General features: G+C 38.4%; 8 protein-coding genes. 3 read left to right on the forward strand and 5 right to left on the reverse strand.

Annotated features, from left to right (window positions below):
* Positions 1–102 precede the first annotated feature (102 nt).
* Together WD048_11290 and WD048_11295 are read left to right on the forward strand one after the other, a co-directional pair.
* Positions 103–282 (forward strand): CsbD family protein, encoded by a 180-nt coding sequence (locus tag WD048_11290; GenBank protein ID MEX0812789.1) that lies wholly within the window; start codon positions 103–105, stop codon positions 280–282.
* A 231-nt stretch (positions 283–513) separates the two neighbouring features.
* Positions 514–3,048, forward strand: coding sequence for a T9SS type A sorting domain-containing protein (locus WD048_11295; protein ID MEX0812790.1), 2,535 nt, complete (start codon positions 514–516; stop codon positions 3,046–3,048).
* Positions 3,049–3,155: 107 nt separating this feature from the next.
* On the opposite strand, the gene WD048_11300 is transcribed toward WD048_11295, so the two are convergent.
* The 5 genes from WD048_11300 to WD048_11320 form a co-directional block, all read right to left on the reverse strand.
* On the reverse strand, positions 3,156–4,004 hold the full coding sequence (locus WD048_11300; protein ID MEX0812791.1) for a hypothetical protein: 849 nt from the start codon (positions 4,002–4,004) through the stop codon (positions 3,156–3,158).
* Between the two features lie 53 nt (positions 4,005–4,057).
* On the reverse strand, positions 4,058–4,513 hold the full coding sequence (locus WD048_11305; protein MEX0812792.1) for an SRPBCC domain-containing protein: 456 nt from the start codon (positions 4,511–4,513) through the stop codon (positions 4,058–4,060).
* Between the two features lie 11 nt (positions 4,514–4,524).
* Positions 4,525–5,247 (reverse strand): ATP-binding cassette domain-containing protein, encoded by a 723-nt coding sequence (locus WD048_11310; GenBank protein MEX0812793.1) that lies wholly within the window; start codon positions 5,245–5,247, stop codon positions 4,525–4,527.
* Positions 5,248–5,253: 6 nt separating this feature from the next.
* A complete protein-coding gene (locus tag WD048_11315; protein ID MEX0812794.1) occupies positions 5,254–5,781 on the reverse strand; it encodes a response regulator in 528 nt (175 codons plus the stop codon).
* Between the two features lie 84 nt (positions 5,782–5,865).
* Complete coding sequence (locus tag WD048_11320; protein ID MEX0812795.1) at positions 5,866–8,628, reverse strand: response regulator; 2,763 nt, start codon at positions 8,626–8,628, stop codon at positions 5,866–5,868.
* 472 nt (positions 8,629–9,100) lie between these two features.
* Between WD048_11320 and WD048_11325 the strand changes: the two genes are divergently transcribed.
* A complete protein-coding gene (locus WD048_11325) occupies positions 9,101–14,239 on the forward strand; it encodes a Calx-beta domain-containing protein (GenBank protein MEX0812796.1) in 5,139 nt (1,712 codons plus the stop codon).
* The last annotated feature ends 26 nt before the right edge of the window (positions 14,240–14,265 follow it).

Consider the following 14,265-nt stretch of genomic DNA (forward strand, 5'->3'; position numbering starts at 1 on the left):
TGTGAATGATGTAAGTCTTAGCTTAAATTGTGTAACGGTTAAGCTCTATGAATGGCTCATATTTGTTGCAAGAAAATTCTTTCACAGCTAAATCAATATAGTATGAACACTACCGAGTTAAAAGGCAATTGGAATGAGCAGAAAGCAAAACTCAAAAAGAAATTTGCAATGCTTACCGATGACGACCTAATGTTTGCTGAAGGAAAAAGAGATGAAATGTTCTTAAAACTTCAAAAAAAATTAGGCAAGACTAAAGAGGAATTGCGCAAAATTATCTCCTAAAACTTTCAGGATCAATTATAATTTTGATTTTTTTAATCAAATTATTTTTGAAAAAATCTCGGAAAACCATGTTTTTTGTTCAGTAAATATTCCATTTTAAGTTTGATAAACAATTAATAATGAACTTATTTTGGTTCTGATAAAAACAGATAAACTATTTATTCTTCTGAAATTTAGAAGAAAAATAGTTTAATTTTTAAAATCATTTTTTAAACCAAAAAACTAACAAATATGAAAACGCTCAAAATTTATTTAGGAAAAATCCCAATGCTTTTTGCTGCAATATTATTTGCAAGCACAAGCGCAATGGGGGCATCATTTACAGCCGTAAGTTCAGGCAGCTTTAGTAATTCAGCAACTTGGGGCGGATCTGCACCCCCCTCCACTATTACTGCCGATCAGGTTACTATCCCATCGGGAATCACGGTTGATCTAGACAATGACTTAATGTTGAATGCGGCCATTGCCTCATTGGATGTAAATGGTACATTGAATACATCAACAAGTGCAGCGCTTACGATCAATTCCGGATCACTTTCTGGTACTGGAGATATCGTTTTGGATTCAGTCTCTACCGGATTAAGTGCGGTATTGCTTTTCACAGGTTCTATTACTACCAATGCCATGACAAATGCTTCGGCTAGTTTGCAAGTGGCTTCAGAACTGGATGTGGAAGAAACGCTTACCTTGATGGCAGGTAGTGCCATTAGCTTGAATTCAGGTGGAGATCTGATGATTGGCAATAATGCTACTGTTATTATTGATTCTGGTGGTGGACTTTCCGTATCGGGAGGAGCACTTGGCTTTTCTGGAAACTACAATGTAGTGTATTCTGGAGGCTCAGCCAATGCTGGACTGGAATTGAGCGGTGCTGGATTAACGGATATCGGCATTGATGTTGGTTCTGGAAACAGTGTTAGCTTAAGCTCAGATTTAATGGTAGATGGCGAATTGATGTTGGCCAGCGGTACACTTGATATTGGCAACAACACACTTACCTTTAACTCAAGCGGTGATTTATCTGCAAGTGGTTCAGGATCGATTTCCTCGGCTGGTGCTGCAAATATTGTAGTCAACTCCAATGCTGGTTTGTCTGGTTCTTTGAGCTTTGATGCTTCTGGAAATACTGTGAATAATTTTACGGTAAGTATAGGAAGCGGAAGCAGTGTGCAGGTTGACAGCGATTTAAATGTAAATGGAACGCTGCAATTGGATGGCGGAACTACATTTGATTTTAGCGGAGCTGCACTGACCATCAATGGCGATTTGAGTGGCTCGGGCATGTTGAGTGCCAATGCCAGTTCAGATTTGACAATTAATGTTACTGGTGGAATTTCTGATTCTCTGTCATTTTCCAGCAATGGACAAGTAGTGAATAATTTGACCATCAATGTGGGTTCAGGCAACAGTGTTGACTTGGCTGCTGCAACTGATCTTTCCGTAGAAGGAACTTTGGATTTATCAGGAGGAAGCAGTTTGAATATTGCTGGTTCTGATTTGAATCTAAACGGTGACTTAAACGGCTCTGGTAGTATTTCAGCAAATGCTAGCAGTGCTATCAATATCAATGCCACTGGAGGACTTTCTTCCGACTTGTCATTTAGTGGAGGAAGTGCTACAGTAGGAGGTTTTAGTGTAAATGTAGGATCTGGCAATAATGTAACAATTGACGGAAACCTAAATGTAACAAGCACACTGAGTATCCTAAGTGGTAATCTTGATTTGAACAGCAATGATTTGAGCGTTTCTGGCGCAATAAATGTAAATGCAGACGGTGCCATTCATTCCAATGCAGATTCTGATATCAGCATAGATTTGGCTACAGCTTCTGGTGCTTCTATCGGCTTTACTGCCAATGGCAATACTGTTGGGAATTTTGATTTAAATATCGACTCCGGTGACGCCATTGCGCTTGGTTCTGATTTGAACATTGATGGTGAATTGTCTTTTTCAGGAATGGGAAGCATTGATATTCAGAACAATAACCTTCAATTTGGAGCAAGTGGCTCAATCAGTGGTGCCGGAAGTAGCTCATATGTTATCACTTCCGGTTCAGGGCAAGTGGCTATGGATTTAAGTGCTGGCAGTGGAGCTTCAGTAGAATTTCCGGTAGGTACTTCAGTTAATTTTGCGCCTGCAAATATTGAGCTAAACAGCGGTTCTCAAAGTGGTACTGTAATGGTGAATGTTGATGCCGGAGTTTTGGCCAATGGAAGCAGCGGTGCAAATATGTCAGGCTTTCAAAGTGTAGTTGATGCTACATGGAATGTTGAATCCAACATCAATGCCAATATTGATATGAATATGGAAGTGCTCTGGTCAACTGATATGGAAGTGAATGGTTTTAATAATGGAGAAGCCTATATTTCACATTATATCAATGGCGAATGGGATGCTACAGCAAGTGCATCTGCTACTGCTGAAGGAAGTGGAATGTTCAGTCTTCAGAGAGAAGGCATTACTTCATTGAGTCCTTTTGCAGTATTTGATGAAAACACAGCAGTAGGGATTCCTGAAAATGATGCAGCTGTTGAGATCAATATATTCCCAAATCCAACTTCGGATATAGTTGTGATAGAAAATAAGCAGATGCTTGATCAAAGGTTAAATGCTCAAATTATTAGTGTTACTGGTCAGGTGATAGATAACTATGAGATCAATGGGCAACAGCAAACTATTTCGCTGGAGCACCTTTCAAGCGGAAGCTATTTTATTCGCATCTACAATGATGATATGAATTATGTAGAGCAAATCCAGAAACTGTAAGTATGGACTAGTGTAGGTTTTCAGTTGTACGGGCCCTCTGTCAGTTTGATGGAGGGCTCGTTTTATTTTTACAATCTGATTATGAGTGAAATGGGATCAGTTTAATTCTACAAACTAATACCGGGAAAGTCCATTTTAGTGACGCCCCACATGGCAGCGTATTGACTTGGCCTCAGGTGTAGTTGAAGCGTTTCGTTGAATTTTCGCCAGTTCTTTTCGCCAATCATTTTGTATTCGTATTCAATTTTCCCGGTATAAACAGCTTTTTCATCCGATAGTATTTCAACCTTGTCCTGCTCAAGTTTATTGAGCTTTATTGCTTCAATTGATTCTCTCAGGAGTAGGTATCTTTTATCAATTTCATCAGCATCAATCTTTTGGCCACTGGTATCAATAATCCCGTTTTCGTGAAATCGCCAGGTGTAAAATTTCGGTTCAAACTTTTCATCTTCTAATCCTTTTATGATCTCTTCCACAGCATCCCTGGCATCCAACAATGGATTGGGGTGAAACTCCTCGTATGTGTAGTGGGTGAACATGCCCGGTACATCGTGCAGTTCTATTTCCTCTTCAAACAATTCTTCTGTGATAAATTTGTAAATAACACTGTCTTTATATTCTCCAATCACATCCAGGCAAATGTTATGTTGGTTAAGTAACTCAAGAAGACGGTCCAATTCGGCTTCTATCTCTTTATCGCTGAGCATTTCCGCTTTTTTAAAATCAGGCTTGCCGATACTTTTATACACTGTTGTAAATTCCCTGTCAGCGTAGTTTTTTTCGAAGAATGATATGTGCTTCAACCATTCATTTTCCACTTCAGGCGGTAGGTCATCAGATGTTTCGGAAAAATTTGCACCATGCTCTGCCCTCAGTTTCAGCTTGAGCAATTCGTTTTCCTCTTTTAAATTTTTGTCTTTATCTCCCGGGTCACCGGGCAAATGTTTGTTATCCATGATTGCAGTTTTTGTTGACAATACCTAAATATAATAAAAAAACAGAGACTGTTTTACTTGATACTTTCTTCAAAACGATTCAACACAATCTCCCAGGCATTCTCAAAATATTCAAAAACTTTATTCCATTCATCACCATCTAGCCAACCGAGGTGGGTAAGCTTGACTTCGCATTGATTTTCATTGATTGGTTTAAAGGTGATCACTACCCAGGTTTTGTGCGGGTGATTTCTGATTTTGAGAAAAGAGGGAGGTGCATTCCATGAAAAAGAGAGCATTTCGTTGGGAAGATAGGACAAGACTTTACAGGTTTCCGACCCCCTGAGTCCGTATTCGTTTTCCATCAAAAAATAGATTTCAAATGCTCCTCCGGGTATCAGTTCAATTTTGTTGTCGCGGCCAAAAAAGGTCAATAGGCCTTCGTGGGTTGTCCATTTTTTCCAAAGTTGTTTTGCAGAAGTGTTGAGTACTTTGGTTTTTACTATTGATTTTTGATTAATGGAATACATATGGGCTTATATTAAACCATCATATTTTCATCTTCCTTAATAGTGCTGCCCGAGCAGCGCCACAATCTTGCTGGATATTTCTCTATAATATGGTAATTGTGCGTAGCCATCAGCACTGCTGTGTTGAATTCGCGGTTGATCTTCATCAAAAGCTGCATAATATCATCAGAGGTGTCGGGGTCAAGATTTCCGGTGGGCTCATCTGCAAGAATCAGTTCAGGGTTGTTGAGCAGGGCGCGGGCTATAACTACGCGCTGTTGTTCCCCACCCGACAGTTCATGCGGCATTTTAAAATCCTTGGTGCCGAGTCCTACTTGCGCCAATACCTCATCTATACGCATTTTGATTTTCTTCTCGTCTTTCCAGCCGGTGGCCCGCATCACAAAACGCAGGTTTTCACTCACGCTCCTGTCCATCAGCAATTGAAAATCCTGAAAAACAATGCCGAGCTTGCGTCTTAAAAATGGAATTTGAGAGGTGGAAAGTTTTTCCAGATCGTATCCCAGGACTTGTCCACTGCCCTGATTCAGCGGTAAGTCCCCATAAAGTGCTTTGAGCAGACTACTTTTCCCACTGCCGGTTTTGCCTATCAGAAAGATAAATTCACCATCATTGATCTCTAAATCTAATTGATTTAATATCAAGGATTTTCCCTGGTAGATCACCGCATTTTTAAGTTCTACAATGGGCTTTAAGGGCTTTTCTTCTTGTTTTGCTGTTTCTTCTTCTGACATATTTGATTAAATATTGCTCAATTCAAAAGCAAGATAAACGATTACAGCCAAAAGAAAAACGATAAAAATTCCCAGTACATAGTAAGCGGTTTTTACACTTGCCTTGTACTTTTGAATTTGCTGCTCTTTTAAAATTTCATGAATGACATTGCGCACAATAATTTGTGCCCGGGCATAAGCTGTTTCGTTTTTTACTACATAGTCCTTTGCGCCATAATCATAGCATTGAACTGCCACTTCAATATTGTCCTGGTGCGACATCATTACAACGGGCAATTCCGGTCTTTTGGACTTAATGCGTTTTAAAACCTCAATACCGGTTGCTGAATTTTTATCTTCAGAATCGAAGTAATAATCCAGAATAACAATATCGGGATCTTTACTTAGTGCATTGAGTACAGCTTCTCCGCTTTCGTAATTTTCCACTTCGATTTGATAAGGCAAATTTTTGGTAAGGCTGTCTTCCAATACCAGTAAATGCTTTTTATCATCGTCAACTGCGAATATTTTAATTGTTTTTTCTGCCGCTTCCATAATTTTTCATTTTCAGGGTTTAAATATAAGATTTATTTGGTCATTTCATTTTTAGTTTTCAACTATTCGCTCCCTTAAATTTAACTAAATATTGTTTCTAAGTAAATCTAAATTATCAAGTATGCTTTTTTCAATACTGGAAAATTGCAGGGGGATTAGCTCCAAATCCTTTTCTTCTTTGGCTTCCAGCTCTATTGCTTTAATCACTTCAAGTATGTTTTTCATTCCAAGATAAGAAAAGGAGGATTTCATTTTATGGGCCACACTCCTTACGCGTTCCCAGTTTTGGTTCTCAATAGAGGATTTTAAAATAACGAGTTCTTCAGGTGTTTCTTCCAGCACCAGGTCAAGCAATTTCTTTTTCAATGCGCTGTTTTCACCGGTGAGCGTATTGATAAAATTCATATTGAGTTGATCCTCTACTATTTCTGGGATGCTGTTTTCTTGTTCTTCAGGAGTGTCGCTTTCTTCTTCTGTATCTTGTGCATCCAGCATTTCAGGGTTTAAAACTTCAGCCAATCTTTGATACAGTTCATTGGGGTCAATGGGTTTAGAAACATAGCTGTTCATGCCGGCCTCTATACATTTTTCTGCTTCACCTTTGGTGGCATAGGCAGTGAGGGCAATTATAGGTACATCACAGATTGGTGCATCCATTTCCCTGATGGCGCGAGTGGCATCATAACCATTCATTTCCGGCATTTGAATGTCCATCAGAATTGCATCGTACTGTTTGTTTTTTACTTTTTCACAGGCAATTACTCCGTTTTCTGCTATATCAATGCTGATGCTTTCGCCCCACCACGATTTTATTGTTTCGCTGGCCACCATTTGGTTGAGCTTTTTATCTTCAACCAGCAGTAAATACTGAATGCCAATGGGCTTAAATGCTTTAACTTTGTTCACAGGTGCAATAGCGGATTCTTTACCAGGACTTGCATCCGACTGGCGAAATGGCATTGTGGCAATAAATTCAGAACCCTGTCCGACTTTGCTTTTCACTTCTATCTTTCCGCCCTGTAGCTCAATTAATTGACGAGAAATGGCCAGTCCCAATCCGGTGCCCTCTACCAGGCGGGCTGTGTTTTCATTAATCTGTTCAAATGTTTGAAAAATATTTTCAAGTTTATCATCAGGAATGCCGATGCCCGTATCTTTTACCAGCATTTGCAGAAAAATTTTATCCTTCTCTTTTTCTACAACACGCACTATTAGTTTCACAAAACCTTTGTCGGTAAACTTTACAGCATTGCCCACCAGGTTGATCAATATTTGATTGAGCTTAACCGGATCGCCAATCAATACTTGTGGAATATCCTCGGCTATTTCAAAGATCAGCTCAATGTCCCGTTCTTTTGCTTTGAATTTGAAAGTGTAATTCAATCGGTCAAACAATTGTCTGGGCTGAAAAGGGGAGTAATCAAATTTCATTTCACCGGCCTCTATTTTTGAAAAGTCGAGTATGTCATTGATCAAGGCCAGCAAGTGTTCGGTAGATGACTCTATAGCTCCGAGGTATTCTTTTTGAATTTCACTAAGGGAGGTATTGCTCAACAAACGGGTAAGACCTGAAATGGCATTCATGGGTGTTCTGATCTCATGACTCATATTGGCCAGAAATCGCTCTTTCATTTTTGATGAACGCTGTGCAAATTCTTTTTCTTTAATCAGTTCTTCTGCCCTTCTTTTTTGGGTGAAATCGCGAATGGTTCCCTGAAAGCCAAGAATTTTGCCATCCAGTGTTTTCCATATAGAAGAAGTTACTGTTCCCTGTATTCTGTTGTTGAATTTGTCTTTTAACTCAACTTCATAATCTTTTACAAAGCCTTTTTCTTTTATTTCTTTTATAAAAGCACTGCGTTGTTCAGGATTGATATACAGGTCGCGCACATTGAGGTGCTTCATTTCTTCCTTACTGTAACCAAATATTTCAGTTGTAGCCTTGTTGAAATCGAGAAAATCACCGGCTTCGGAAGTGATATAAATGGCATCTCGCGATTGATCGAATAAGTTGTAATATTTCTCTTCGCTCTTTTTGAGTGCTTCTTCTATTTTCTTCCTATCGCTAATATCCTGTATAGTCCCTACTATTCTTTTATTGTCTATTTGCTTTGCATCATTGGATTTAAGTCTGAGATTGATGTGCCTGGCTTCAGACATTGTGTTTACATTAATGACAATATCTTCATTGTAAACCACAGTCCCTTCCATTGCATTTCTAAACAGATCCTTAATGTTCTTCCGGTCTTTTTGATCAACTATTTCCAGGAAACTCTGTAATGATGTTTTTTCTGTTTGGAATGCACTTTGTAATACATTTAGGGCTTCTATCGACCAATTGATTTTAAGAGTAATGGGGTCTAATGTCCAGTTGCCGATATTGGCAATGGCTTGTGCTTCAATCAGTCTTTCTTTTTTGTCTTTTAGTTCCTGGGCAATGCGGGTAAGCTGGTGTTTTAGCTGATGTCTTTCAATTGAATAGTCTATCGACCTTTGCAGCAGGCCTTCGTTCAGTTCTTTTTTTTCAATAAAATCTTCTGCTCCCGATTTGATAGATTCAAGGGTGAGGGTTTCACTTTCTAAACCTGACATTACTATAATCGGCAGCTTTTTATTGTATTTTTTGATAAACTGCAATGCTTCTTTCTTATTGCTGTCAGGTAAATTGACATCCATCAGCAGTATATCAAAGGCTTTAAAATCCAGCTGAATTATAGCTTCTTCAAGGCGTTCAAGGCTGTGCACTACGATTTTTTTGCGGTTGTGATTTTTTACATAGCGCTTTACCAATTCCACATCAGATGGATTGTCCTCAATAAGAAGAATATGCAATTCGGTTTCTTTCATATTATTTAACAGGCTTGGCTACAAATTTGCAAAAAAGCGGGATTAAATCGGCAGGTTTAATGTGAAAGGCGGAGTAATGGACAAAATGGGGGCTAAAAAATAACCGAAAGGCTAAATGTGATTGAAAACCTTTCCTTTTATTATATTTCCCAATTCTTCTTTACATAATAAGTATAAACCTCTAACAAAATTCATCATTGCCAGGTTACTTTGCCTAATTTATACACTTACCCATTCAGCCTTAATAGCCCTGTATGTAAATAAAAACGGCAAATTTCCATCTATAAAATTGAGATGAAGGTATTTTTTAGGATTAAAGTTTGCTTATTCAAGTATTTGATAATCAGTAGGTTGTGTTTTTTAAGTGTGTTTATCAGTTGAGTGTAATAGTAAAAATTCTCTAATAATACGTAAAAAGACGTAACCTTGTAAGTGGTAAGTCGTATTAAGTGGTAGATAAACCATGCTTACCATGAAATACTTAATTAACTACCTGTTATTACTATTAACTTGTTCTCCTGTTTTTTACTTGAATGCACAAAATACTCCGGCCGGAATAGGTGGAGCTTATGATCTTAATTTATGGCTTTCTGCTGAAGATATTTCCGGTTTGGATGATGGTGATCCATTGTCTGTCAGTTGGATAGATCGTTCCGGTAACGAATTTAATGCATCACAAAGTGACTCGGTAAATCAACCTACGTACCACGAGTCTGCTATTAATGGTTTTCCGGTTCTGCGATTTGATGGAGATGATGATTTTCTGGATGGTGTGCACAGTTATAGTGCCCGCACGGTATTTATTGTTTTTAAAATGAGCAATACACTACAGAAAACTACAGATTTGGCGCAGCTATGGGGCAATGATGCAGATGGTGTTCATATTGCAGCAGAACCGCGAGCTGGTTCTGCTCAAAAAGGCTTTAGTTTTGAAGGTCTTGGCTCAAGTAATACAAGGGCACAGTATGCACTTAATTCTAATGCTTATTCACGTTGGGTTAGCTATTCCAATACTCAGGCATGGAATTATAATCAATTTGAGCTTGTAGCTGTTGAATTTAAAAATGTTGAAAGCATCAACCGACAAGTGTTCGGTTCTTTATACCCCAATCAGAATATTGGCGATCATCAGTTTGGTGGTGATATTGCAGAAATTATTGTCTTTGCGGATCAATTGGGGGAGACCCAAAAAATACTTGTAGAAAATTACCTTGCTGCCAAATACAACCTTACAATCAGCAATGATCTGTTTGCATATAATCTTACACATAAGCACGATTTGGCTGGAATTGGCCGCATCACGGGAGGTGACAATCATACCGAGGGATACTCAGCCGGAATGCTTGGTTTAAAAGAATCAACAGCTTTAAATAATGGGGCATATGCGCTTATTGCGCACAATAATGGAGCAGCAGATGCCTGGACTACAGCTGAAACTCCAATAAACCTTAGTATGGAACGCATCAGCAGGGAGTGGAAAATAGGCTTAACGGGTGCTCCAGGAGCTACTGTAGTTGTTTTAGACACAAGCGATTTGCCTGCTAAAAGCAATCCCAACTCAAGCTGGGTATTGCTCATTAGTTCTGATGGTAATTTCACAACCAATCCTGAGATTCATTTTTTAGATGAAAACGCAGGGAAATACCAAAGCAATGCTTTACAATTAAATGATGGAGATCACTATACTATTGCTGCTTTAGAAACAAATTTTGATTTTACTCAAAATAACTTTAGCGCTTTAGAGTCCGAAGATTCAATTACTATAAGCATTGCACTGGATCTCCCCTTTAATGATGCTATAAATTTTACACTTCAAACTACCGATTCTACTGCTCTTAGCCCAGATGATTATCAGGCATTGAATGCTTCCTACAGCATTCCTGCCGGTGATACGCTTATTCAAATTGGGATTCAATTGGTAAATGATTTAAATGCTGAAACCGATGAATTTATCAAGCTTAAAATGATTCCTGATAATACTGATTTGTTTGAAGAAAAAACAGCTATAGCTACAATTCACGATGATGACAATACCAGAAAAGTGAGCTTTCAAATGGCTTCAATGAGCGGGGCTGAATCTGTAAGTAATATTCCGGTAAATGTAGTACTAAACGAAGTTGATTCAACAAATGCAACTACTGTAAAATATCGCCTTAAAGGAGGTACAGCTACAAATGCAGTTGATTATACATTAACAGAAGGCACGCTTACTTTTCCCCCATCATCAGTTATTCAGTCATTTGACATTACTGTTATAGACGATGCAATTTACGAAACCAATGAAACAATTATTTTAGAATTATTTGATCCTTCTAACTGTAATATATCCGACACCGATCCTAAAGAGTTCACCTACACCATCACCGACAATGATCCAGCTCCGAAATTGAATTTCACTATTCCCACTATGTCAAAAACCGAAGGTAATTATAGTGTTGATATTCCATTAGAGCTTTCTGCAGCATCCGGCATAGATGTTAATTTTGAATACAGCATTAAATCTGCTACGGCAAGTTCAGGAAGTGATTATATATTCAATGCATCCTCTTCAATAATTATTTCAGGGGATACCGGTAAAGTTCTATCGCTTCAAATTCTTGAAGACAATATTACAGAAGCAGATGAAACGGTAATCATTCGCATGAATGTACTATCTGGAGCTGAAACTGGATCTGATTCAATTTTCACGCTTACAATAAATGACAATGATGTGTTTGGTTACTCTGGTCCCGGAGGTGTTGGTGATTCAGCGTTAAACACCTTTTGGTTAGATGCATCAAGTATTAGTGGTATTGCCTCGGGCAATGCAATCAATACAAACTGGCCTGACAACAGTGGGAATGACCACCATGTTTCCCAGGTTAATGCTGCCTATCAGCCTACATACATCGAAAATGAAATCAATGGACTGCCTGTAGTGCGTTTTGATGGGGCAAATGACTTTCTTGACAACAGCTATAATTATGATATTGCAAGCGGAATAATTGTAATGAAAGTTAATTCTGCTACACAGCAAAACAATCAGCAAGCACAAGTTATTGGCAATTATGCTGAAGCACATTTTGCTTTTGATCCCAGCAACGGAAATAATGTAAGAGGTATGACCTTTAATGGTAGCACTACTGAAAAAGGAAGGTTTCGTTTAAATGGAGGTGCTTATACTACCTATGCTGAAAAAAGCAATACCCAGCAGTGGGCATTTGATGATTTTTTTATAGTAAGTGCTGATTTTGAAAATACCATCAGTTTTACCAGAATGGTAATTGGATCTATGTATCCATCATTTACTGTGGGGCAACAGCAGTTTGGAGGAGATATTGCAGAAATTATTTTGTTTCAGAACCATCTGAATGAAGCACAAAAAACAATTATTGAAAATTACCTTGCCGTTAAGTATGGCATCGCTATTAGCAATGACAATTACAGTTTTGATGCTACACATCCTCATAATCTTGTGGGTATAGGCAGAGCCGGTGCTGATGATTTGCATATCAATTCAAAATCAGCAGGAATATTGAAATTAGATAACCCTGTCGCCCTCTCTGATGGAGACTATGTTTTTGCAGGACATGACAATCAGAATATTTCTGCCTGGCAATCTGCTGGTGCACCCAATGCTTCAACAAGAATGCTGGAACGTCAGTGGAGAATTGATGCAACAAATGCAAATGCAGAACTCAACTTTTCAGTAGACACATCTGATCTGCCTGCACTTCCATCAGGTTTCACAGCCTGGGCTTTGTTGGTAGATGAAGATGGTGACTTTACTCAAGCGAGTATGTTCCATTATTTAGATTATAACAATCAATCTAATTATACCTCAACAAATGTAAAAGTAAATTCTGGTGACTATATAGCCATAGCTGCAGTGAAAAATATTTCTGCGGGAAATGGAAATTTTGCAGATGCTTCCACTTGGGCAGGAGCAGCACCTGAAAGTACAGACACGGTTATTATAGCAGCAAATCACACAGTTGAATTGAATGGTGATGTAAGTTCAGCACACTTGTATATAAGCGGATATGCAAGCCTCGAGCTAGGCAGCAATACATTAAGTATAAACGAAGGCAGTATGGAAATTTATGGCACGCTGGATATGGGAACAGGTACAATCAGTTATGCTGCAAATGGCAACCAGTCAATTGCTCATGTGACATACAACAATTTAAAACTGGAAGGTAGTGGGTTTAAAACTCTTAACGGTAATACAATTGTAAATGGCAATTTGATATTGGATGCAGGAACTTTAGATGCCAATAATAGCAGTAATTACAGCCTGCAAGTAGCTGGGAACTGGGTGAATAACGGTGGAGCTTTTGAACCGCGCAATGCAGAAGTAGAATTAAATGGAGCTGTAGAACAATCCATTACTTCTAATGGAACAGCCTTTTATGATTTAACGATATCGGGCTCAGGCCCTTATCAATTGCTTGACGATGTTAGTGTCAATAATGTACTAAATCTGCAAAACGGGATTATCTCTACACAAAGCAACAAACTCATTATCAGCAATTCCGCAGAAGCTGCAATTACAAATTACAGTACAGATGCTTTTATCAATGGTAATTTAGAAAGAGCAGTAACAAGTGGTGATAATGAATATTTTTTTCCGGTAGGAAATGGAGAAAACACTACAAATTATCATCCGGCAGAAGTAGCGAGCAATTCACTTGTTGGCGTAAACAACATTACTGTTTATTTTTCCAATGTTGAGCGACACAGTGATGAGGATATGGAAGCGGTAGATTCCTGGCTTGATTATCAGGCTTTATGCCATGATGGGCTTTGGATAATCACACCTGATCAACAACCAAGTGGTGGAACCTATAATGTGAAATTGTACATAATTAATATGGCAGGTCTTGAGGACAATAAATTTGCAGTAATTAAAAGACCTGAAGGTGCTCCTGATGCCAAAGCTTGGTCAGCCCAAGGTAGTATAAATGCTAAAAATGGTCAGGGGCGAAAAATTAGCGATGGCTATGCACTTCGAATGGATTTGAGCAGTTTTTCTGAATTTGGAATAGGTGAAGGTTCTGAAAGTGGAGATGGTCTGCCCGTAGAACTCATGTATTTTAATGCTTTCAAGAATGGAGATAAAGCTCAACTTGAGTGGCTTACTGCTACTGAGATCAATTCAGATGCATTTGAAATTCAGCGTTCAGACAATGCGATAGATTTTAAAAGTATTGGAAGAGTTGAAGCCCAGGGCAATAGTGTAGAAGAAGTTGAATATGTTTTCATAGATAAAAAACCATTAAAAGGAGACAATTATTATCGTTTGAAGCAAATTGATAAGGATGGGCAATATGAAATATTTCCGGTAAAACAAGTCTATTTCGATACCTTTAATAAGGAGATTGAAGTAAATATTTACCCCAATCCTTCTAATGGGAAACACCTGAATATTGATCTAAAAAACATTGCACGGGAAGATCAAAGACTCGAACTGAAAATCTATGACACAAGGGGCAGGCAGGTCTTTGAATATGGAAACTTTGTGTCAGAAAACAACAAGATAATCTTAAATGAAAGTTTAACTTCCGGTATTTATATACTTGACATACAAATTGAAAAATTCAGTCAAAAAGTAAAATGGATTATAAACTAAAAGCGTTGCTCATGTCTTCAAGCGGA

This window comes from Chitinophagales bacterium (assembly GCA_040877935.1).
Lineage (GTDB): Bacteria > Bacteroidota > Bacteroidia > Chitinophagales > CAIOSU01 > JBBDNB01.

Bases quoted from the DNA above. Each gene is read 5' to 3' on its own strand.
- WD048_11310 (MEX0812793.1), bottom strand. From the start codon at position 5,247: ATGTCAGAAGAAGAAACAGCAAAACAAGAAGAAAAGCCCTTAAAGCCC.
- WD048_11320 (MEX0812795.1), bottom strand. From the start codon at position 8,628: ATGAAAGAAACCGAATTGCATATTCTTCTTATTGAGGACAATCCATCT.
- WD048_11305 (MEX0812792.1), bottom strand. From the start codon at position 4,513: ATGTATTCCATTAATCAAAAATCAATAGTAAAAACCAAAGTACTCAAC.
- WD048_11315 (MEX0812794.1), bottom strand. From the start codon at position 5,781: ATGGAAGCGGCAGAAAAAACAATTAAAATATTCGCAGTTGACGATGAT.
- WD048_11290 (MEX0812789.1), top strand. From the start codon at position 103: ATGAACACTACCGAGTTAAAAGGCAATTGGAATGAGCAGAAAGCAAAA.
- WD048_11295 (MEX0812790.1), top strand. From the start codon at position 514: ATGAAAACGCTCAAAATTTATTTAGGAAAAATCCCAATGCTTTTTGCT.
- WD048_11300 (MEX0812791.1), bottom strand. From the start codon at position 4,004: ATGGATAACAAACATTTGCCCGGTGACCCGGGAGATAAAGACAAAAAT.
- WD048_11325 (MEX0812796.1), top strand. From the start codon at position 9,101: ATGAAATACTTAATTAACTACCTGTTATTACTATTAACTTGTTCTCCT.